Source organism: Pseudomonas sp. TWP3-2 (assembly GCF_049897765.1).
GTDB lineage: Bacteria > Pseudomonadota > Gammaproteobacteria > Pseudomonadales > Pseudomonadaceae > Aquipseudomonas.
In genome coordinates this window covers 211,089-232,020 of sequence record NZ_JAFCWW010000003.1, presented here as the reverse complement: position 1 = coordinate 232,020, position 20,932 = coordinate 211,089, and the positions used below count along the sequence as shown (strand labels likewise).

At 60.3% G+C, this 20,932-nt stretch carries 20 protein-coding genes; 2 read left to right on the top strand and 18 right to left on the bottom strand.

Translation table 11 applies throughout. From position 1 onward, the window contains the following. Nucleotides 1–12 precede the first annotated feature (12 nt). The 11 genes from ACP7EE_RS06540 to ACP7EE_RS06490 form a co-directional block, all read right to left on the bottom strand. Nucleotides 13–999, bottom strand: a complete 987-nt coding sequence (locus ACP7EE_RS06540) for a DNA polymerase III subunit delta' (protein ID WP_426202979.1) — start codon at nt 997–999, stop codon at nt 13–15. Continuing rightward, nucleotides 992–1,624, bottom strand: coding sequence for a dTMP kinase (gene tmk, locus ACP7EE_RS06535; RefSeq protein WP_426233963.1), 633 nt, complete (start codon nt 1,622–1,624; stop codon nt 992–994). Before tmk ends, ACP7EE_RS06540 begins: the two co-directional genes overlap by 8 nt. 19 nt (nt 1,625–1,643) lie before the next feature. After that, the gene (gene mltG / locus ACP7EE_RS06530; RefSeq protein ID WP_426233962.1) at nt 1,644–2,789 is read right to left on the bottom strand and encodes an endolytic transglycosylase MltG; all 1,146 of its coding nucleotides are present in this window, start codon (nt 2,787–2,789) and stop codon (nt 1,644–1,646) included. A gap of 3 nt (nt 2,790–2,792) precedes the next feature. Next, nucleotides 2,793–3,608, bottom strand: coding sequence for an aminodeoxychorismate lyase (gene pabC, locus ACP7EE_RS06525; protein ID WP_426233961.1), 816 nt, complete (start codon nt 3,606–3,608; stop codon nt 2,793–2,795). Continuing rightward, nucleotides 3,608–4,852 (bottom strand): beta-ketoacyl-ACP synthase II, encoded by a 1,245-nt coding sequence (gene fabF / locus ACP7EE_RS06520; protein ID WP_426202970.1) that lies wholly within the window; start codon nt 4,850–4,852, stop codon nt 3,608–3,610. Before fabF ends, pabC begins: the two co-directional genes overlap by 1 nt. 108 nt (nt 4,853–4,960) lie before the next feature. Beyond that, nucleotides 4,961–5,197, bottom strand: a complete 237-nt coding sequence (gene acpP, locus ACP7EE_RS06515; RefSeq protein ID WP_003442511.1) for an acyl carrier protein — start codon at nt 5,195–5,197, stop codon at nt 4,961–4,963. A gap of 196 nt (nt 5,198–5,393) precedes the next feature. Further along, on the bottom strand, nt 5,394–6,134 hold the full coding sequence (gene fabG / locus ACP7EE_RS06510) for a 3-oxoacyl-ACP reductase FabG (protein WP_420646521.1): 741 nt from the start codon (nt 6,132–6,134) through the stop codon (nt 5,394–5,396). Between the two features lie 16 nt (nt 6,135–6,150). Next, a complete protein-coding gene (gene fabD / locus ACP7EE_RS06505) occupies nt 6,151–7,089 on the bottom strand; it encodes an ACP S-malonyltransferase (RefSeq protein WP_426233960.1) in 939 nt (312 codons plus the stop codon). Between the two features lie 126 nt (nt 7,090–7,215). After that, on the bottom strand, nt 7,216–8,226 hold the full coding sequence (gene plsX, locus ACP7EE_RS06500) for a phosphate acyltransferase PlsX (RefSeq protein ID WP_426233959.1): 1,011 nt from the start codon (nt 8,224–8,226) through the stop codon (nt 7,216–7,218). 4 nt (nt 8,227–8,230) lie between these two features. After that, nucleotides 8,231–8,413: a 50S ribosomal protein L32 gene (gene rpmF, locus ACP7EE_RS06495; protein ID WP_008152339.1), complete on the bottom strand. Its 183-nt coding sequence runs from the start codon at nt 8,411–8,413 to the stop codon at nt 8,231–8,233. Between the two features lie 13 nt (nt 8,414–8,426). After that, nucleotides 8,427–8,957, bottom strand: coding sequence for a YceD family protein (locus ACP7EE_RS06490; RefSeq protein WP_420646518.1), 531 nt, complete (start codon nt 8,955–8,957; stop codon nt 8,427–8,429). A 105-nt stretch (nt 8,958–9,062) separates the two neighbouring features. Here ACP7EE_RS06490 and ACP7EE_RS06485 point away from each other — a divergent pair, with 105 nt between their 5' ends. Then, nucleotides 9,063–9,641, top strand: coding sequence for a Maf family protein (locus ACP7EE_RS06485; RefSeq protein ID WP_426233958.1), 579 nt, complete (start codon nt 9,063–9,065; stop codon nt 9,639–9,641). A 48-nt stretch (nt 9,642–9,689) separates the two neighbouring features. Here the strand turns inward: ACP7EE_RS06485 and sppA are convergent, their stop codons facing one another. The 3 genes from sppA to rluC are packed head-to-tail and all read right to left on the bottom strand — an operon-like array spanning nt 9,690 to nt 12,309. After that, nucleotides 9,690–10,679, bottom strand: coding sequence for a signal peptide peptidase SppA (gene sppA / locus ACP7EE_RS06480; RefSeq protein ID WP_426202965.1), 990 nt, complete (start codon nt 10,677–10,679; stop codon nt 9,690–9,692). Between the two features lie 21 nt (nt 10,680–10,700). After that, complete coding sequence (locus tag ACP7EE_RS06475; protein ID WP_426233957.1) at nt 10,701–11,363, bottom strand: HAD-IA family hydrolase; 663 nt, start codon at nt 11,361–11,363, stop codon at nt 10,701–10,703. Next, the gene (rluC, locus tag ACP7EE_RS06470) at nt 11,350–12,309 is read right to left on the bottom strand and encodes a 23S rRNA pseudouridine(955/2504/2580) synthase RluC (protein ID WP_420646514.1); all 960 of its coding nucleotides are present in this window, start codon (nt 12,307–12,309) and stop codon (nt 11,350–11,352) included. The genes ACP7EE_RS06475 and rluC overlap by 14 nt, the downstream gene beginning before the upstream one ends. A 696-nt stretch (nt 12,310–13,005) precedes the next feature. Here rluC and rne point away from each other — a divergent pair. Continuing rightward, nucleotides 13,006–16,284: a ribonuclease E gene (gene rne, locus ACP7EE_RS06465; RefSeq protein WP_426233956.1), complete on the top strand. Its 3,279-nt coding sequence runs from the start codon at nt 13,006–13,008 to the stop codon at nt 16,282–16,284. Nucleotides 16,285–16,513: 229 nt separating this feature from the next. On the opposite strand, the gene ACP7EE_RS06460 is transcribed toward rne, so the two are convergent. The 4 genes from ACP7EE_RS06460 to ACP7EE_RS06445 are packed head-to-tail and all read right to left on the bottom strand — an operon-like array spanning nt 16,514 to nt 20,875. Beyond that, nucleotides 16,514–17,110, bottom strand: coding sequence for a nucleotidyltransferase family protein (locus ACP7EE_RS06460; RefSeq protein WP_426233955.1), 597 nt, complete (start codon nt 17,108–17,110; stop codon nt 16,514–16,516). Beyond that, nucleotides 17,107–18,087 (bottom strand): XdhC family protein, encoded by a 981-nt coding sequence (locus ACP7EE_RS06455; protein ID WP_426202957.1) that lies wholly within the window; start codon nt 18,085–18,087, stop codon nt 17,107–17,109. The genes ACP7EE_RS06460 and ACP7EE_RS06455 overlap by 4 nt, the downstream gene beginning before the upstream one ends. Beyond that, the gene (locus ACP7EE_RS06450) at nt 18,087–20,408 is read right to left on the bottom strand and encodes a molybdopterin cofactor-binding domain-containing protein (protein ID WP_426233954.1); all 2,322 of its coding nucleotides are present in this window, start codon (nt 20,406–20,408) and stop codon (nt 18,087–18,089) included. Before ACP7EE_RS06450 ends, ACP7EE_RS06455 begins: the two co-directional genes overlap by 1 nt. Next, nucleotides 20,405–20,875, bottom strand: a complete 471-nt coding sequence (locus ACP7EE_RS06445; protein WP_426233953.1) for a (2Fe-2S)-binding protein — start codon at nt 20,873–20,875, stop codon at nt 20,405–20,407. The genes ACP7EE_RS06450 and ACP7EE_RS06445 overlap by 4 nt, the downstream gene beginning before the upstream one ends. Nucleotides 20,876–20,932: the final 57 nt, after the last annotated feature.

Here is a 20,932-nt window from a genome sequence, read left to right as displayed (position 1 = left end):
AGGCACACACGGCTATCTTTGGGCAGGCAACCCCACCCATTGCACCAACAGCGCTTCCAGCAGCAACACCGGATTGAGGTTGGCCTTGCTCAAAACTTTCTGCCGCTGGGCGAGAATCCAGTCCTGAATTTCAAGGACTTTGCCCTGCGCGCTTTTCTGCGCCAGGTACTGCACGACCTTGCGCATGTCGGTCAGACCGAGGCCGGCCTCATCCTGGGTCAACTGATATCGCAGGATCAGGCTCGACCAGTCGCAGAACCAGTCGAACAGGCGCAGCATCGGAATGTTTTTCCACTCCTCGGCCAGTTGCGTCGGCGACTGCTGCTGCTTGAGCAACTTTTTCACGCCTTCGACGACCTGCGCGCGCTGCTCGCGTACGCCCTGGCCGTGCAGTTTGACCGCTGCCAGCGGCGAACCGGCGGCCAGCGTCAGCAGTTCGACACGTTCGTCTGCCGAACATTCCGGCAGCGCCTGCGCCAGCCATTGCAGACTCATGGCCTCGCCCGGGAGCGGACAGGCCTGCTGCACACAGCGGCTCTTGATGGTCGGCAGCAAGCGGCTCGGCTGGTGGCTTACCAGCAACAGCACGGTATCGCCCGATGGCTCTTCAAGACTTTTGAGCAAGGCGTTGGCGGCGTTGATGTTCATCGACTCGACCGGCTCGATCAGCACCACCTTGCGCCCGCCCATTTGCGCGGTCTGCACCACGAAACTGACCAGATCGCGCACCTGATCGACCTTGATCGCCTTGTCGGCTTCTTCCGGTTCCAGAATGTAGTTGTCCGGGTGGCTGCCAGCCTTGAGCAGCATGCAGGATTTGCATTCTCCACAGGCTTCCAGCGCCACCGGGCGCTGACACAGCAAGTTAGCCATCAGCCGTTCGGCCAAGGCGCGCTTGCCGATGCCGCCCGGCCCGTGCAGCAAATAAGCGTGCGCGTGCTGGCTACGTCCGGCGAGTTGCTGCCAGAGGCTGTCCTGCCATGGATAGGCCTCAGCCACGAGCCAGCTCCAGCAGACGCGGCAGCAGAGCGTCGAGCGCCTGCTGGACCTTCGCCAGCGGTTGTCCGGCATCCAGCGTCACATAACGTGCGGGATCGGCCGCGGCACGCTGGAGAAACGCGCCACGCACCGCCTCGAAAAACGCCCGGCCTTCCAGCTCAAAGCGATCCAGGCGACCACGGGCACTGGCACGGGCCAGACCGATTTCCACCGGCAGATCGAAAATCAGCGTCAGATGTGGGCGCAGATCGCCCTGAACGAAAGTTTCCAGCGCGGCGATGCGTTCCAGCGACAACCCACGACCGCCACCCTGATAAGCATAAGTCGAATCAGTGAAGCGATCGCACAACACCACTGCGCCACGCGCCAGCGCCGGGCGAATCACCTCGGCCAGATGCTGCGCACGCGCGGCGAATACCAGCAACAGCTCGGCGTCCGGGTTCATGACTTCGTCGACCGGCGCCAGCAACACTTCGCGAATGCGTTCGGCCAGCGGCGTGCCACCCGGCTCGCGGGTCAGCAGCACTTCGATCCCGGCGGCGCGCAGGCGCTCGGCGAGGTATTCGCGGTTGGTGCTCTTGCCGGCGCCTTCCGGGCCTTCCAGGGTAATAAACAAGCCAGTCACAGGCAGTCCTTAATCAAAGTCATTGCGCGTTTTGCGGAGCGGCAGCTTCGGGTTCCGGTGCGGGTTGCTCTGGCGCAGTATCCGGTGATGCAGCCGGAGTTGGGTCCTGCGTCGCCGGAGCCGCTTCTGAGGCCGGCGCCGGACTGGACCGGTAATCCGCGCGCCGCTTGAGCTGGAACTCCCGAACTGCGTTGTTGTGCGCATCCAGATCGTCGGAGAACACATGGCTGCCATCGCCACGCGCTACAAAGTACAGGCTGGTGCCGCCCACCGGGTTCAACGCGGCATGAATCGCCTCGCGGCCAACCATGGCAATCGGCGTCGGCGGCAGACCGGGAATCACATAAGTGTTGTAGGCGGTCGGCTCCTTCAGATGCGCGCGGGTCAGCTTGCCGGTGTAGCGATCACCCAAGCCGTAGATCACGGTCGGATCGGTCTGCAACTGCATGCCAAGGGCCATGCGCCGAACGAACACGCCGGCAATCTCGCCGCGCTCTTGCGGCACGCCGGTTTCCTTCTCCACCAGCGAGGCCATGATCAGCGCTTGATAAGGCTCCTTGTAAGGCGCGTCGGCGGAGCGTTTCTCCCACTCCTTGGCCAGCACTTCATCAAGACGCTCGAAGGATTTCTTCAGCAGCTCGGCATCGGACACGCCGCGCACGAAACGATAGGTATCCGGGAAGAAACGCCCTTCAGGAAACAATCCGCGATGGCCGATCTTCTCCATCACCTCGCTGTCGCTCAGACCATTGAGGGTCTGTTCGATCTTGTCATCCTTGGCCAACGCGGCGCGGACCTGATGGAAATTCCAGCCCTCGACCAGCGTCAGGCTGTACTGAACCACATCTCCGCGCTTCCACAGGTCGATCAGACCGTTGACGGTCATGCCCGGCTGCATGCGGTATTCGCCACTGTGGATCGGCGTGCCGGCGAGGTTGAAGCGCCAATAGACCCGCAGCCAGAAAGCGTCCTTGATCACGCCATCGGTTTCGAGCCCTATGAAAGTTCGGGTCGGAGTTGACCCCTTAGGCACATCCAGCAGCTCTTCCTGCGTGATGTTCAGCGGCTGTTCCAGCGCCGAATGGATCTTCCAGGCGCTGGCGCCCAACAGCAGCCCTGCCAGAACCAGTCCGGTTTCCAGCAGCAGCAATAATTTACGTCTCACGAATCAAGCATCCAGTAGCGCGCGGGCAATGGTTTGCAGTTTACGGGTGAGCGGGCCAACCGGCCAGCTCAGTGCAGCGTAGGCACATACCGGCCAGACGCCATACACACTGTTGCAGACAAACACTTCATCGGCCCATTGCAGCTGCTCCAGGCGGATATCAGTGATTTGCGTGGGGATGCCGAGTGACTCGGCCTGAAACAATATTTCGGCGCGCATCACGCCGGCCACACCGCAGCGCGTCAGATCGGCGGTGATCAACACCCCGTCGCGCACCATGAACAGATTGCTGTAAACGCCCTCGATCACGCGACCGGACTGGTCGAGCATCAAGCCTTCGGCGTGTTCGCTGTCCGACCATTCAGCGCGGGCCAGCACCTGCTCCAAACGATTGAGGTGCTTGAGACCCGCCAGCAATGGCTGATGGGACAAGCGCGTAACGCACGGAAACAGACGCACGCCTCGCTCGCCATGGGCGGCAGGATAAGCAGCAGGTGGATTGCCTTGCAGAATGCGTCGGCCGGGCGCCGCAGGATCTGGCGCATAACCGCGCAAACCGTCGCCACGGGTGAGGATGAGTTTGAGCACACCCTCGCCCATGGCAGTGGAATAGCTGTGCAGTTCGCTGCGAATCAACTCGATATCGGCAGCGATGGCCAGACGCGCGCAGCCATCGGCCAAGCGCGCCAGGTGGCGATCCAGCAGCAACGGCTGGCCGCCACGCACGGCGATGGTCTCGAACAGACCGTCGCCGTAAGCCAGGCCGCGATCTTTCAGCGACAGTGCGTCAGCCGGTTGACCGTCGACCCAGCAATCCATCAGCCGGCGAACCGACGGAACGCCAAGGTGCCATTGGTGCCGCCAAACCCGAACGAGTTGGACAGCACGACATCGATGTCCATGTTGCGCGCAGTGTGCGGCACGAAGTCGAGGTCGCAGCCTTCGTCCGGCTCATCGAGGTTGATGGTCGGCGGCGCCACTTGGCTGTTGATCGCCAGCACGCTGAAGATCGCCTCGACCGCGCCGGCCGCACCCAACAGGTGACCAGTCATGGACTTGGTCGAGCTGACTGCCAACTTGTAGGCGTGCTCACCGAACACCGATTTGATCGCATTGGCTTCAGCCAGATCGCCGGCCGGCGTCGAGGTGCCGTGGGCGTTGATGTATTGCACTTGGTCGACGTTGATCTTCGCGTCGCGCAACGCATTGGTGATGCAGCGTGCAGCACCGGCGCCGTCGGCAGGTGGCGAAGTCATGTGGAATGCATCGCCACTGGTGCCGAAACCGATCAGCTCGGCGTAAATGGTCGCGCCGCGCGCCTTGGCGTGCTCGAGTTCTTCGAGCACCAGCGCGCCGGCGCCGTCGGACAGCACGAAACCGTCACGACCCTTGTCCCACGGACGGCTGGCGCGGGTCGGTTCATCGTTGCGCGTCGACAACGCACGCGAGGCGCCGAAGCCGCCCATACCCAGTCCGCACGCGGCCATTTCAGCGCCGCCGGCAATCATCACGTCGGCTTCGTCGTACATGATGTTGCGTGCCGCCATGCCGATGCAGTGCGTACCGGTAGTACACGCCGTGGCGATGGCGTAATTAGGCCCCTGGGCACCCAAGTGGATGGACAGGAACCCGGAAATCATATTGATGATCGAGCCGGGCACAAAGAACGGAGAAATCCGGCGCGGGCCAGTCTCGTGCAGTATACGGCTGGTTTCTTCGATGTTGGTCAGACCGCCGATACCCGAACCCATGGCCACGCCAATGCGTTCACGGTTGGCGTCGGTGACTTCCAGACCGGAGTTGCGCACGGCTTGAAAGCCTGCTGCCAAACCGTACTGAATGAACAGGTCGAGCTTGCGCGCTTCCTTGACCGACAGGTATTCCTCGACATTGAAGCCCTTTACCGAGCCGCCAAAACGGGTGGAATAGGCAGAAAGGTCGGTGTGTTCGATCAGACCAATGCCACTGCGGCCAGCCAGAATGCCCTGCCAGCTGCTCGGCACATCCGTGCCCAGTGGCGACAACATACCCATACCGGTGACTACGACGCGTCTACGCGACACAGCACTCTCCTTTTTCAAATGACGACTTTGCATCAGACCTAAAGAAAAAACCGCACGCCGTGATGGCAGTGCGGTTTTTCCATGACAGCAAGCAACGATTACAAGCTATTAAGCCTGGTGGTTTGTAACGTAATCGATTGCAGCTTGTACAGTAGTGATCTTCTCAGCTTCTTCGTCAGGGATTTCGGTCTCGAATTCCTCTTCCAGAGCCATCACCAGCTCAACGGTGTCAAGGGAGTCGGCACCCAGGTCTTCAACGAAGGAAGCAGTGTTGACCACTTCTTCTTCTTTAACGCCCAGTTGCTCGGCAACGATTTTCTTGACGCGCTCTTCGATGGTGCTCATACCTTGTTTTCACTCCTAATGGACAAATTCAGGCAGCTGGCCAGTGGGTAAGTGTATAGAAAGCCATTTCAGTTTTTCAACTGAAAGCTTCACTCCTCAAACCCGACGACCCTCTGCCTATAAATAGATTGCAGCTTTATAACGGATTTTAGACAGCTCGTATGACATTTTTTTGAAGCAATCCGTCACATTTTACTTACATGTACATCCCGCCGTTTACCGGGATTGTAGCCCCGGTCACGTATGCCGCACCGTCGGATGCAAGAAAAGCGACCACGGACGCGATCTCTTGAGCTTGTCCCAGACGGCCCAGCGGAATCTGCGTCTGCAAGGCTTCACGCTGTGCTTCAGGCAGCTCGCGGGTCATATCGGTATCGATGAACCCTGGGGTTACCGAGTTGACCGTAATCGAACGCGAACCGACTTCACGCGCCATGGCACGGCTGAAACCTTCCAGACCGGCCTTGGCGGCTGCATAGTTTACTTGGCCTGCGTTGCCCATGGCACCCACAACAGAACCAATACTGATGATTCGGCCCCAACGCGCTTTGGTCATGCCGCGCAAAACGCCCTTGGACAGGCGAAACAGACTGTTCAGGTTGGTATCGATGACATCATGCCATTCGTCATCTTTCATGCGCATCAGCAAATTATCGCGGGTGATGCCGGCATTGTTGACCAAAATCGCCGGGGCGCCGAACTGCTCCTGGATGCTCGCCAGTACCGAGGTCACCGATTCGTCGCTGGTGACGTTAAGTTCCAGACCGGTGCCTTGAATGCCATGCTCTTTCAGCGTGGCGGCAATGGCCTCGGCACCCTTGGCGGAGGTCGCAGTACCGACGACGATGGCGCCCTGACGACCCAGTTCCAGTGCGATAGCCTGGCCGATGCCACGGCTTGCGCCGGTGACCAGTGCAACTTTACCTTGCAGACTCATGCAAGTTTCTCCTGATTCAGGCAATCGCTGCGCGGGCGGCAGCGAAAGCGTCTGGGGTATTGAGGTTGGAAGTCGCTACGCCTTCAGCGCAACGTTTGTTCAGACCGGCCAGTACTTTGCCTGGACCGCATTCGACCAGCGTGGTCGCGCCTTGGGCGGCAAGGGTCTGGACCGATTCGACCCAGCGCACTGGCTTGTAAAGCTGTTCGAGCAGATCACGCTTGAGGGTTTCCAGATCCGCCGGCACTTGTGCGCTGACATTCTGTACCACAGGGATCTGCGGCGCCTGCCAGTTGATGGCAGCGATGGACTCGGCAAAGCGCTCGGCCGCCGGACGCATCAGTTCACAGTGCGACGGCACGCTGACCGGCAGCGGCATGGCACGCTTGGCGCCACGCGCCTTGCAGCCTTCAATGGCGCGCTCGACCGCAGCCTTGGCACCAGCGATGACCACTTGGCCCGGGGAATTGAAGTTCACCGCGCTGACCACTTCGCCTTGCGCAGCTTCGGCGCAGGCAGCCAACACGTCGGCATCTTCCAGACCGAGGATGGCAGCCATGCCGCCCTGCCCGGCCGGAACCGCTTCCTGCATCAACTGGCCACGGCGCTCGACGAGCTTCACCGCGTCCGCCAGCGTCAGGCTCCCGGCCGCGACCAGCGCGCTGTATTCACCCAGACTGTGACCGGCAACAAAAGCCGGACGCGCGCCACCTTCAGCCAGCCACAGACGCCACAGGGCGATCGAAGCGGTCAGAATGGCCGGTTGGGTTTTGTCGGTTTGATTGAGCAGCTCTTCCGGACCCTGCTGAGTCAGTGCCCACAGGTCGTAGCCCAGAGCAGCGGAGGCTTCTTGGAAAGTATCGAGGATCAGCGGGTATTGCGCGCCCAGCTCGGCCAGCATGCCGAGGGACTGCGAACCCTGTCCTGGAAAGACGAATGCGAGGGAAGCAGACATGTAACAAGCCCCTAATGATCTTGTCGTCGGAAATATTGACGCCCCGACAGAGGGACGCCAGAAACTGACAGTTGGATGGCCCTTTGAACCGGGCGGTCACATTTAAGCATTGTCAGACGAAAACGCCTAAGACAACAAATCCTCCAGACGACCGTGCAGGCGCTCGGGCAGATTCTCCTGAATCTCGATCAGCGCGCGTTGAATTGCACTCTGAAAACCCTGCACCCCGGCTGAACCGTGACTTTTCACCACGATCCCCTGCAACCCGAGAAAACTCGCGCCGTTGTGCCTGGCCGGCGCCAGATCAGCCTGCAAGCGCCTCATCAGCGGCAACGCCAAGGCACCGACCGCACGCGAGGCGAAGTTTTTCTTGAACAAGGCCTCGATGCGCGCAGCAATCATCGTCGCCAGGCCTTCGCTGGACTTGAGCAGGATATTGCCGACAAACCCGTCACACACCACCACATCTGCTTCGCCGCGATACAAACCGTCGCCCTCGATGAAGCCGATGTAATTAATGCCGCGCGCGCCTTGCAGAAGCGTCGCCGCCAGCTTGACCTGCTGATTGCCCTTGATGTCTTCGGTGCCGATATTCAGCAGCGCCACGCGCGGCCGGGCGACACCCAGCGCCTGCGCCGCCACCGAACCCATCACCGCAAATTGCAGCAGTTGTTCGGCGCTGCAATCGACGTTGGCGCCCAGATCGAGCAACTGGCAATAGCCGGTCTGCGTAGGAATCGCCGCGACCATCGCCGGCCGATCAATACCCGGCACCGTCTTCAGGACAAATCGCGACAACGCCATCAGCGCACCGGTATTACCCGAACTGACACACGCCTGAACCTTGCCATCACGCAACAGCTCAAGTGCGACACGCATCGACGAGTCCGGCTTGCCACGCAGGGCCTGGGCAGGTTTTTCGTCCATGGTGATGACTTCGGACGCCGCGACAATCGTCAGGCGCGTGCGATCCGCAGCCGATTGGCCAGCGATCAATTCTTCAAGAAGGGAGGGTTGACCGACGAGGGTCAGGTGCAGCGAGGGCGTAGCAGACAGGCAAGCGAGACTGGCCTGAACAATGCTGCGGGGACCGAAGTCCCCGCCCATTGCGTCAATCGCGATGACTTGAGCAGACAAGTGATTACTCGTCAGCGCCCTTGTCGATCACTTTACGGCCACGGTATACGCCTTCTGGCGATACGTGGTGACGCAGGTGAATTTCACCAGTGGTTTTTTCTACAGACAGAGTGCTCGCCGTCAGGGCGTCGTGCGAACGACGCATGTCACGGGCAGAGCGGGATTTTTTGTTCTGCTGAACAGCCATAATTGATTAACTCCTAAACGTTTGGGTCACGCTTTAACTGCGCCAATACACTGAACGGGTTGGACCGCGTTACCTCGTCCTCGCTCGGTTCAGGCTCTTCATCGAGCCCTTCCGGCTGCTGGCATTCTTCCGGATGATGAGCAGGCACAATGGGCAAGGCGAGCAAAAGCTCCTCCTCGATCAGTGCATGCAGATCCAAAGGATCTTCGCCCAGTTCCAGCACGTCATAACCTTTCGGTAACGACTGGGTATTCGCACCCTCCTTCACCACAGCGTAACTGCATTCGCTGTGAATCGGCAGGGTGACCAGCTCAAGACAACGCTGGCAAACCATTTTGACCTCGGTGTCGATAAAGCTGTGGATTACCACAGATTTACGTTCATCTCGTTCAAAAACGAATTTCGCCTGCACCGTACCGACATTGTCGGAAAGCGGGTCGCAGAGTCTCTCCAAATCGGCCAGCAGCATTTCACCTTGAAGGGAAGTGCCACGATCAGCCAATTTGCGCGGGTCAACGTGAGGTGGAATCGGGTCATTCAACATAGGCGCAGCATTATAGGGATGCACCCGGCCATGTCAAAGGAAATTGCGCCCTGTCCGTCACTTACGTGCCTCGGCTAGAATTCGCGCCTGCCTCAGGAGATGCGAATGCTGCCTTTATTACTCGCTTCAAGCTCGCCATATCGCCGTGAACTGCTCGCCCGCCTGCGCCTGCCGTTCGTCTGCAGCTCGCCGGACATCGATGAAAGTCATCGCCCGGGCGAGTCAGCCATCGAGCTGGTCAAACGCCTCGCCGAGCAAAAAGCCCGCGCCCTGGCCGTCAGTCATCCCGATCATCTGATCATCGGTTCGGATCAGGTCGCGGTGCTTGGCGAACAGATCATCGGCAAGCCGCACACTTTCGAGAAAGCTCGCGAGCAGTTGCTGGCCGCCAGCGGCACCAGCGTCACCTTTCTGACCGGCCTGGCACTGCTCAACAGCCAGACAGGCCTGTGCCAGGTCGACTACGTGCCATTCACCGTACACATGCGCACGCTGGACCAAGAGCGCATCGAACGCTACCTGCACGCCGAACAGCCCTATGACTGCGCTGGCAGCTTCAAAGCCGAGGGATTGGGTGTGAGCCTGTTTCAATCCACTGAAGGGCCGGATGCGACCAGCCTGATCGGATTGCCGCTGATCCGCCTGATCGACATGCTATTAGCCGAAGGCGTGCAGATTCCCTGAGCCACAAAAAACCGGCCACAAGAGCCGGTTTTCCCATGCATCAATTGCTTAACGCAACGACGGCCCGTGGAAACCCATCCACATCGCCAACTGCTCCGCCACGCTCGCACCGAGCTTCTTCGAGAAGCGATCGAACGGCGATTCCTGAACGGTAAAATCCACCAGCTCTTTTTCGCCGATCACATCGCGCGCAACCGAACTGGCATTGCCCAGCCCATCGATCAGCCCCAGCGGCAACGCCTGCTCACCCGACCAGACCAGCCCGGAGAACAGCTCCGGATGCTCCTTATCCTTCAGGCGATCGCCACGCCCCTGCTTCACGCTATTGATGAACTGCTTGTGCGTGGTGTCCAGCACGCTCTGCCAGAACGCAGTCTCTTCAGGCTTTTGCGGCTGGAACGGATCGAGAAACGATTTGTGCTCGCCGGAGGTGTAGGTCCGACGCTCGACACCGAGCTTCTCCATGGTACCGACAAAGCCGTAACCAGCCGCCGTCACACCGATGGAACCGACCAGACTGGCCTTGTCGGCATAGATCTGATCCGCCGCACTGGCGATGTAATAGGCACCGGACGCCCCTAGATCGGAAATCACCGCATACAGCTTGGTTTCCGGGTGCAGGCCACGCAGACGCTTGATTTCGTCATACACATAACCCGATTGCACCGGACTGCCGCCAGGGCTGTTGATGCGCAGGACCACGCCCTTGACCTTTTTGTCCTCGAAGGCTGCGCGCAGGCTGCCGACAATGTTGTCAGCACTCGCCGGCTCTTTATCGGCGATCACGCCAGTGACGTCGATCAACGCGGTGTAGTTGGAGCCGCGAGTGGCGCTTTTTTCCATGTCCATCAGCGGCGTGAACAGAATCAGCGCGACAACCAGGTAAACAAACGTCAGCAACTTGAAGAAGATGCCCCAGCGGCGCGAGCGACGCTGTTCCTGCACACCGGCCAGCAGAGTCTTTTCCAGCAACTTCCAGCTTTTTGCGTCACCGTCGTCGGCAGTTGCCTTGGCCGGTGCTTTCCATTCGTCGGTCATGCCATCCACCCCAAAAACGTATTAAGCCTGCTTGCCCAGCCAGGCGTGCAATTCGGAAAAACGGTCAACCGAGAGCAGCGGCTCGAAAGCCTGCAATGCTTCAATCGATTGCGCCCCATAACTGACGGCCACCGAACCCATGCCGGCATTGCGCGCCATCTGCAGATCGAACGACGAGTCGCCGACCATCAATGCCTGCTCGGCCCGCACACCACAATGGGCGAGGATCTGCTCGAGCATCAATGGATGCGGCTTGCTCGCGGTTTCATCGGCAGCCCGGGTGATCTCGAAATAATCTTCCCAGCCATGCGCCTTGAGCACTCGATCCAGCCCGCGCCGACTCTTGCCGGTAGCCACCGCCAAGTGATAGCCGTCTTCACGAAATGAGGCCAGCGACTCGACTACCCCTTCGAACAACGGCGAAGGCACCGCTTCGGCTTCTATATAGCGATCCGCATAATGCTCACGGAACAGCACCATCTCGGCATCGGTGATCGCGGGATAAAGAGTACGAATAGCCTCGGGCAAGCCAAGACCGATGATGCCCTTCACCGCAAAGTCATCGCGCAATTCGAAGCCGGATCGCTCGGAGGCCACATGCATGGCCTCGACAATCCGACCAATGGAGTCGGCCAGCGTGCCATCCCAATCGAAAATCAGCAGTTTGTAATCAGGGTGCCGCACTCAGTCGCTCCACGGTCTTGGCCCACATTTCATCGACAGGTGCCTGCAAGGTGAGTTTTCCGCCATCCGGCAAAGGCACGGTCAGCATGTAGGCATGCAGGAACAGGCGCTTGCCGCCCAGATCGCGGATTTCCTTGGTGAAACCTTCATCGCCGTACTTGCTGTCGCCAGCAATACAATGCCCGGCGTGCAGGGTGTGGACGCGAATCTGGTGCGTCCGGCCGGTAACAGGCTTGGCCTCGACCATGGTTGCAAAATCACCGAAGCGCCGCAGCACTTTGAACAGGGTCAGGGCTTCTTTGCCCTCCTCGTTGACTTCGACCATGCGCTCGCCGGAACGCAGATTGCTCTTGAGCAACGGCGCGCGGACTTGCTTGATCGAAGTTGCCCAGTTGCCGCGCACCAGCGCCATATAGCGCTTGTCGATGCCGTCGCCACGCAGTTGCTCGTGCAAATGGCGGAGCATGCTGCGCTTCTTGGCGATCATCAGCAGGCCGGAGGTGTCGCGGTCGAGGCGATGCACCAGCTCCAGCTCTTTGGCGTCGGGACGCAACTGACGGAAGGCTTCGATCACGCCGAAGTTCAAGCCGCTGCCGCCGTGAACCGCAATGCCCGCAGGCTTGTTGATCACGATCAGGGCTTTGTCTTCATGCACGATCGACGCTTCGAGACGCTGCAACAAGCCTTGTGCGAGTGGCACCGGCTCATCGCGCTCGGGCACGCGCACGGGCGGCACGCGCACGATGTCGCCAGCCTGCAGCTTGTACTCGGGCTTGATCCGACCTTTGTTCACGCGCACTTCGCCTTTACGCAAAATGCGGTAAATCAGGGTCTTGGGCACGCCTTTGAGCCGGGCGAGGAGGAAGTTGTCAATTCGTTGGCCGGCATATTCCGGCGAGACCTCAAGCAATTGAACGCTTGGAGTCACAGGGGCAGTAGTCGTCATGGCGCGGATGATATCAATTTTTTATGGAATTGAAGCACTTAATCATTGCTGCTATAGTCGCGAACGCCGCCAAAAGCGGCCTGGACAGAGGAATCACGGTCAAAAACCGGCCCTGACCAACGCAATTCACCAGGACGCGAGGCCGTCCTACGGAGCTTTTGCTACGTAACGGTGGAGTTTGCAGCTGTAACGAGCGCAGGTGACATGAGGCCTGAATCACGCCGCAAAGCAGAGTTCTCACTCGCTCTGCGAGCCATATTCACGGCCAGTTCACAAAGTGCAGTCAGCTACGAATGACCCCGAGCAATAGCTTCGGAAACGTTGCCTAAATTAGCCATGATGCGTGACCTCCCCTTTCGGAGCTCACGGTAAATGCCAACCCGCTGCGGATTCTGCGCGCGGCAGCACCCGAATTATCAGGGATACGTGTAGGGTGGAGATGCACAACCGCTGGCCTGTGTAGCTACAGGTTTTTCAAGACGCTTCATCTCGTCCACAGCCACGGTTGATTCCTCCTCCTGACTGAGTGCTTAAGTAGCCACAGCAAGCAGGACGCGTACGTCGCGATAACGGCCCAATTGGCCAACATCGCTGGACACGGGAATGGCCAACCACTCCCGACGCACCTGACACCGACCGTGAGAAGTCGTGTGTGCCGAACGCCGTTTCCGGCAGCCCGGAAACCGACGGTACTACATGAAAAGAATGCTGATTAACGCAACTCAACCCGAAGAGTTGCGTGTTGCACTGGTAGATGGCCAGCGCCTCTACGACCTGGACATCGAATCCGGTGCACGCGAGCAGAAAAAAGCCAATATCTATAAAGGCAAGATCACTCGCATCGAACCAAGCCTTGAGGCTGCCTTTGTCGATTTCGGCTCCGAGCGCCACGGCTTCCTGCCCCTCAAAGAAATCTCCCGCGAATACTTCAAGAAAGCTCCTGAAGGCCGCGTCAACATCAAGGACGTCCTGAGCGAAGGCCAGGAAGTCATCGTTCAGGTCGAAAAAGAAGAACGTGGCAACAAGGGCGCAGCCCTGACCACCTTCATCAGCCTGGCCGGTCGTTACCTCGTTCTGATGCCGAACAACCCGCGTGCCGGTGGTATCTCCCGTCGCATCGAAGGTGAAGAGCGCAACGAACTGCGTGAAGCCCTGAACGGTCTGGTTGCACCGGCCGACATGGGTCTGATCGTGCGCACTGCCGGCCTTGGCCGCAGCAGCGAAGAAATGCAGTGGGACCTCGATTACCTGCTGCAACTCTGGACCGCCATCAAAGAAGCTTCGCTGGATCGCTCCGCGCCATTCCTGATCTATCAGGAGAGCAACGTGATCATCCGCGCCATCCGCGATTACCTGCGCCAGGACATCGGCGAAGTGCTGATCGACAGCGTTGAAGCTCAGGACGAAGCCCTGACCTTCATCCGCCAGGTGATGCCGCAGTACGCGAGCAAGATCAAGCTGTACGAAGACAGCGTTCCGCTGTTCAACCGTTTCCAGATCGAAAGCCAGATCGAGACCGCTTTCCAGCGCGTCGTCGAACTGCCTTCCGGCGGCTCCATCGTTATCGATCCGACCGAAGCCCTGGTGTCCATCGACATCAACTCGGCGCGCGCCACTAAAGGCAGCGACATCGAAGAAACCGCTCTGCAGACCAACCTTGAAGCCGCCGAAGAAATCGCCCGTCAGTTGCGCCTGCGCGACATCGGCGGCCTGATCGTCATCGACTTCATCGACATGACCCCTGCCAAGAACCAGCGCGCCGTGGAAGAGAAAGTCCGCGAATGCCTGGAAGCCGACCGCGCCCGTGTACAGATCGGCCGTATCTCGCGCTTCGGCCTGCTGGAAATGTCCCGTCAGCGTCTGCGTCCATCGCTCGGCGAAAGCAGCGGTATCGTTTGCCCGCGCTGCAGCGGCACCGGCATCATCCGTGACGTTGAATCGCTGTCGCTGGCGATCCTGCGCCTGATCGAAGAAGAAGCCCTGAAAGACCGCACTGCCGAAGTCCGCGCTCAGGTGCCGATCCCGGTTGCTGCGTTCCTGCTCAACGAAAAACGCAACTCGATCACCAAGATCGAACTGCGCACCCGTGCGCGCATCGTCATTCTGCCGAACGACCACCTCGAAACGCCGCACTTCGAAGTTCAGCGTCTGCGCGATGACAGCCCGGAAGCCGCTACCGGCCAGTCGAGCTATGAAATTGCCGCCGCTGCTGCCGAAGTCGAAGAAGTTCAGCCAGCCGCCGCGACCCGCACTCTGGTTCGCCAGGAAGCCGCAGTGAAAACTGCTCCGGCCCGTGCCAATGCTCCGGTCCCGGCCGAAGTGGCTGCACCGGCACCTGCACCTGCTCCGGTTGCCCTGCCAGAACCAAGCCTGTTCAAAGGTCTGGTGAAGTCCCTGGTCAGCCTGTTCGCGACCAAAGAAGAACCAGTTGCTCCGGTTGTGGTTGAGAAACCAGCCACCGAGCGTCCTGCGCGCAACGAAGAGCGTCGTAACGGTCGTCAGCAAAGCCGCAACCGTAACGGTCGCCGTGATGAAGAACGCAAGCCGCGCGAAGAACGTGCTCCTCGTGAAGAACGTGCGCCACGCGAGCCGCGTGAAGAGCGTCAGCCACGCGAAGCCCGTGAAGTCCGCGAGCCACGTGAAGAAGCACCGGTAGCCCGTGAAGAACGCGCACCACGCGAAGAACGTGCGCCACGTCCACCGCGTGCTCCACGCGAAGATCGCAAGCCGCGTGGCGAGCGTGAAGAACGTGTGCGTGAACTGCGCGAGCCACTGGATGCCGCTCCGGCCGTTGCCGCTGCTGGTGTCGCTGTGGCTGCCACCGCTGAAGAGCGTCCGGCCCGTCAGCCGCGCGAAGAACGTGCTCCACGCCCTCCGCGTGAAGAGCGTCAGCCGCGTGCCGAACAAGCCGCAGCCGTTGTTCAAGAAGAGCTCAACACCGATCTGACTACCGATCTGAACAGCAACGAAGAGCAACTGCCGGATGATGGCTCGGAAGGCGCCGAAGGCGATCGTCCACGTCGTCGCTCGCGCGGTCAGCGTCGTCGCAGCAACCGTCGTGAGCGTCAGCGTGATGCCAACGGCAACGAGATCGAGGGTTCGGAAGAGTCTTCTGAAAATCCTGAAGGCGCTGAACGCGCCGAGCCGAGCACTGCCGAACTGGCCGCTGGCCTGGCCGTGACCGCCGCTGTTGCCAGCAGCGTGATCAGTGCTCCGGCCGAAGCTCAAGCTCACGAGCAAGCCGAACGCGCCACCGCTACTCTGGAAACTGCTCCAGTAGAAGCGCCGGTTGTTGAAGCGACCTCGCCAGTTGAAGCAGTGGCTGCGCCGGAAGTCGAAGTAGCGCCGGTTCGCGAATATCAGCCTCAGGTTGAAGTCGTTGCCGAGCCTGCCGTGATCGCCGAAGCGCCAGCGTTTGTTGCAGAACCGGTTGTTGAGGCCGCGCCTGAAACAGTCAGCGAAACCGTAACCGAAACCGTGCGTGAGGTTCGCGAAGAACAGACCGCATTCAACTGGGTTGCCGAACCAGCCGTAGCCGAAACCCCAGCGCCAGCCTTCGAAGCTGCGCCGGTTCAAGCTGCTCCGGTTGTTGCCGAACCAGTGGTTGAAGCGGCTGCTCCAGTCGTTGAAGCACCGGTGGTAGAAGCTGCTGTTGTTGAAACCCCAGTGGTCGAAGCGCCAGTCGTTGCCGAAGCACCTGCTCCAGTGGCTCCGGCCAGCGCCCTGACCGAAAATGGCCGTGCGCCGAACGACCCACGTGAAGTGCGTCGCCGCAAGCGTGAAGCCGAGCGTCTGCTGGCCGAACAGGCTGCCGCTCCGGTTGCTGCCGAAGCGGTCGAGGCAGCTCCTGCCCCGGTTGCTGAAGAAGCCGCAGTTGAAGCAGTGATTGCCGAAGCACCACGTTCCGTTCAGGACGCGGTCGAGCATCACGAAGCAGCTCAGGAAAAAGAACACGAGCCTAAACCTCTGGTCTGATTCCGACAGCTAACAAAAAGCCCCGCCTGGTAATCCAGGCGGGGCTTTTTTATGCAGTGGTTTTTGCGCCATGCTTTAGATCAAGGGAGCAGATCTCCATGCTCTTCAAAACCTGAGTTCGCCTCGATATTTCACGTCGGCGTAACTCGAACATCCAACTCGGTCAGTCCCCTCTACCTCTGGGAGAGGGTTAGGGTGAGGGCCGCAATCTCAAGGCCCCACACAAAACTCAAGACTGTACAAAGGCCAGCGCCTCCGGCACATCAACATCCCAAACCACCCCGGCATCATCCACAAACACCTCAACCACCCGCCCCTGCGCAAACAACGGCCGAGCCCCGCGATCCCCGGACAACGCCATCAACCCCGCAGCAAAAGAACGACCAAACCCCACCGGATGCCCATACTCACCGCTCAACACCGGCACACTCACCGCATCCTCAGCCATCGCCGCCGCCACGCGTTCAATACTCGACGGCAAGATAAACGGCATATCCCCCAGCACAATCAGCCAGCCATCCAGATCCGCACACGCCGCAACACCCGCCGCGATGCTGTCGCCCATTCCGGTGGGTTCGACCGACACAACCTCACAACCATAAGCCTGGGCCATGCGCATCACTTGCGGTCGCGCCTCGGTGGTCACCAGAACGCGCTTGTCGAGACTCGTCGGCAGATTGACCAACACCTGCTCGATCACCGAACGCACCGCGCCATCGCGCCCGGTGCAGTCAGCCAGCAGCTTGTCCTTGTCGGCACCCGCCACTTCACGAAAACGACTGCCCTCGCCCGCCGCCAATACGACCACGCCGATGGAACCACTCATACGCCCTCCAGTGCCTTCTTCTGTTTCAGCTCGACGCCGTTCTTGATCGCGACAATTTCTGCCAGCAGCGACAAGGCGATTTCCGCCGGAGTGTGGCTGCCAATATGCAAACCAATCGGCCCATGCAAACGCGCGATGGCCTGTTCAGACAAGCCTAGCTGAGCCAGGTTTTCCCGGCGCTTCTGGCTGTTGACCCGCGAGCCGAGTGCGCCGACATAAAACGCTTTGGAATCGAGCGCAGTGAGCAGCGCCATATCGTCCAGACGCGGATCGTGTGTCAGCGCGACAATCGCCGTGCGCTCATCGGTCTGGATTTCGAGCACTGCATCATCCGGCATGCCCGGCACGAATCGCCCATGCTGCTCTTCCCAGCCATACACAAACTCGGTGCGCGGATCGCAGATCAGCACTTCGAAATCCAGCAGCCGCGCCATCTCCGCCACATAGCGCGACAACTGCCCGGCACCGATCAACAGCAGACGCCAGCGCGGCCCGTAGATCGCGCGCAAGGTCTGGCCATCAAACACCAATGAATCGGTCTTGCTCGCTGGCTGCAAACGCACTTCGCCCGTAGCGATATTCAGCTCACGCGCAACGATTTCATGCGCTTCGCAACGCGCCAGCAACTCGGCGACCCACGCGGGATCGCCGACCCGTTCCTCGGTCAGACGCAAAGTGCCACCGCAAGGCAGGCCGAAACGTGCGGCCTCCTCGCGCGTCACGCCGTAAGTGATCAATTGCACTGGGGGCCCGTCAGTGGCGATCCGACCATCGTGCAGCCGTGCGATCAAATCATCCTCGACGCAGCCGCCCGACACCGAGCCAATCACCACGCCATCCTCGCGCAGCGCCAACATCGCGCCGGGTGCGCGCGGGGCGGTTCCCCAGGTTTGCACCACGCTGAACAACACCACCCGCTGTCCGGCGCGGCGCCATTCCAGCACGCTGCGCAGGACATTCAGATCGACGCTGTCCATCAGGCTTGCGCCTTCTGCCAGCCCTGCAACTGGTAACGCACCGGCAAGTTGCGAATACGCTGGCCGGTGGCGGCGAAGATCGCGTTGCACAGCGCCGGGGCAATCGGCGGCACGCCCGGCTCACCGACACCACCCAATGGCACGTCGCCCGGAGGCGTCACCAGATGCACCGCGACTTCCTTCGGCGCCAGCGACATGCGCGCCACTTCATACATATGGAAGTTGTCCTGCTGGACCTTGCCGTCCTTGAAACTGATCTCGCCGAGCACTGCATTACCCAGGCCCATCACACAAGCGCCTTCGAACTGTGAACGGATGCGTTCAGGGTTGATCTGCGGGCCGCAATCCACGGCGATGTCGGCCTTGTGCACGATCAACGTGCCGTCGTCCTTGACCTCGACTTCAATCACCGCCGCCACATAGGTGACGAAGCTGTAATGCACCGCAAGCCCCAGTCCACGGCCCTTGGGCAATTTGCGACCCCAACCGGCGGCCTTCGCGGCAGTTTCCAGCACGGTGCGCATGCGCCCGGTGTCGATTGGATAACGCTCGGGAGATTCGCCGTAGTTCCACTCTTCGCTCAGGGTACGCGGATCGATCTGACGGTCCGGGCCGAGCAGTTTGATCTGGTACTTGAGCGGATCTTCACCGGCCTTGTGCGCCAGCTCGTCGACAAAACTCTGGATTGCGAAACCATGAGGAATGTTCGACACCGAGCGATACCAGCCGACTCGCGTGTGCACGGTGGCCTCAGGGTTTTCCAGGCGCACATTGGGAATCGCGTAAGCCATGTTGGTGAAACCCATGCCCAGTTCGAACGCCGCTTCGTGGTTCATGCCCGGCGCGAACAACGCGGTGATGCTCGGCGCTACCGTGCGGTGCAGCCACGCCGATGGCATGCCGTCCTTGCCCACGCCAGCCTTGAGATATTCGGCGGACACGGTGTGGAAATACGAGTTATGGATATCGTCTTCGCGCGTCCACTGCACGCGCACGGCTTTGCCAGGGAATTCCTTGGCGAGGATCGCGGCTTCAATGACGAAATCCGGTTTCGATTTACGGCCGAAACCACCGCCGAGCAGCGTCACATTCAGGGTGACGTTATCGAATGGCAGACCCAGACGTTCGCCGATGCGCTCGCGGGTGACTTGCGGCGCCTGGCTCGGAGCCCACGCCTCGCACATGCCATCTTTGAAGCGGGCGATGGCGACCATCGGCTCCATCGGCGATTGCGACAAGTGCGGCAAATAGTAGGACGCTTCCAGGGTGCTGGTGGCTGCGCCGATGGCTTTGTCAGTGTCGCCAGTATTGCGCACCACTTTGCCCGGTTTCAGCGCGGCGGCTTCCAGTTCCTTGCGATAGGCAATCGAGTCGTAACTGGCATTCGGGCCGTCGTCCCACTCGATCTTCAGCGCTTCGCGGCCCTTGATTGCCGCCCAAGTGTTGCTCGCCACAACCGCCACGCCACCCAATGGCTGGAACTCCGATGGCAACGGACGACCTTCGATCTGCATGACCTTGAGCACGCCCGGGACTTTCAGTGCGGCGCTGTCGTCCAGCGACTTGACCTTGCCGCCGTACACCGCCGGACGCGCGATCACCGCGTACAACATGCCGTCGAAATGCACGTCAGCACCAAATACCGCACGCCCGTTGACGATGTCGGCGCCGTCGATGGCTTTGGTGCCTTCCTTGCCGATATAGCGAAATTCCGACGGCTGCTTGAGTCGCAGACTGTCACGCGCCGGCACCGCCAACGCACTGGCAGCAGCGGCGAGCGCGCCATATCCCAATTCACGCCCCGACGGCGTATGAATAACTTTGTGCAGTTGCGCACGGCACTCGGAGGCCGGAACTTTCCACTGTTCGGCAGCAGCTTGTTCAAGCATGGTCCGGGCCGCGGCACCGCAACGGCGCATCGGCTCGTACCAGTGCCGCATGCTGCGCGAGCCGTCGGTGTCCTGATTGCCGAAGCGCACTTCATCACCCGGCGCCTGCTGCACTTTGACTTGCGCCCAATCAGCGTCCAGTTCATCGGCAACCACCATGCTCAGACTGGTGCGTACGCCCTGACCCATTTCCGAACGGTTGCACACCACGGTTACCGTGCCGTCGGCGGCAATGCTCACGTAAACCTTCGGATCGTCGATCCAGCCGTTGGGCATGCCATCGGCACCGAACTTCTTCGGTTTGTCTTCAGCCAGCGCATCCTGCCAGCCCCAGCTCGCGGCCAGCACCAATGCACCGGTGGCGCCGACGCCTTTGAGAAAGCCGCGCCGGCTGAGGTTGCTCAGGGCGAAATCGTTCGGTACGCGGCTCATGCCTTGGCCTCCTTCAGATGAGTGGAGGCTTGGCGGATCGCGGTTTTGATGCGGTTGTAGGTGCCGCAACGGCAAATGTTGCCGACCATGGCTTCTTCGATTTGCTCATCGCTCGGGTTCGGATTGGTCTTGAGTAATGCCGTAGCGGACATGATTTGCCCGCCCTGACAGAAACCGCACTGCGCCACGGCGGTATCAAGCCAGGCTTGCTGGACGATCTGCCCGACCGGATCGGCGTGCAGGTTGTCGATGGTGGTCACGTTCTGTCCGACCACCGAGCCGATCGGCGTGATGCAACTGCGCGCCGGCAAGCCATCGATGTGAATGGTGCACGCACCACACAGGCCCATGCCGCAGCCGAATTTGGTGCCGTTGTAACCGGCGACGTCGCGAATCGCCCAGAGCAGCGGCATGTCCTCGGTAACGTCGAGTTGTTGATCCTGGCCATTGAGTTTCAGGGTAATCATGGGCACGCCCGCATAGTTCTAGTGGTCATGGGGTCGAGCAATCTGCCGCCGCAGGGA

Bases quoted from the DNA above. Each gene is read 5' to 3' on its own strand.
- pabC (WP_426233961.1), bottom strand. From the start codon at position 3,608: ATGGATTGCTGGGTCGACGGTCAACCGGCTGACGCACTGTCGCTGAAA.
- ACP7EE_RS06445 (WP_426233953.1), bottom strand. From the start codon at position 20,875: ATGATTACCCTGAAACTCAATGGCCAGGATCAACAACTCGACGTTACC.
- ACP7EE_RS06490 (WP_420646518.1), bottom strand. From the start codon at position 8,957: ATGTTGAATGACCCGATTCCACCTCACGTTGACCCGCGCAAATTGGCT.
- fabD (WP_426233960.1), bottom strand. From the start codon at position 7,089: ATGTCTGCTTCCCTCGCATTCGTCTTTCCAGGACAGGGTTCGCAGTCC.
- rluC (WP_420646514.1), bottom strand. From the start codon at position 12,309: ATGACGACTACTGCCCCTGTGACTCCAAGCGTTCAATTGCTTGAGGTC.
- sppA (WP_426202965.1), bottom strand. From the start codon at position 10,679: ATGACCGACGAATGGAAAGCACCGGCCAAGGCAACTGCCGACGACGGT.
- acpP (WP_003442511.1), bottom strand. From the start codon at position 5,197: ATGAGCACCATCGAAGAGCGCGTCAAGAAAATCGTTGCCGAGCAACTG.
- rpmF (WP_008152339.1), bottom strand. From the start codon at position 8,413: ATGGCTGTTCAGCAGAACAAAAAATCCCGCTCTGCCCGTGACATGCGT.
- fabG (WP_420646521.1), bottom strand. From the start codon at position 6,134: ATGAGTCTGCAAGGTAAAGTTGCACTGGTCACCGGCGCAAGCCGTGGC.
- ACP7EE_RS06450 (WP_426233954.1), bottom strand. From the start codon at position 20,408: ATGAGCCGCGTACCGAACGATTTCGCCCTGAGCAACCTCAGCCGGCGC.
- rne (WP_426233956.1), top strand. From the start codon at position 13,006: ATGAAAAGAATGCTGATTAACGCAACTCAACCCGAAGAGTTGCGTGTT.
- ACP7EE_RS06455 (WP_426202957.1), bottom strand. From the start codon at position 18,087: ATGGACAGCGTCGATCTGAATGTCCTGCGCAGCGTGCTGGAATGGCGC.
- ACP7EE_RS06485 (WP_426233958.1), top strand. From the start codon at position 9,063: ATGCTGCCTTTATTACTCGCTTCAAGCTCGCCATATCGCCGTGAACTG.
- ACP7EE_RS06460 (WP_426233955.1), bottom strand. From the start codon at position 17,110: ATGAGTGGTTCCATCGGCGTGGTCGTATTGGCGGCGGGCGAGGGCAGT.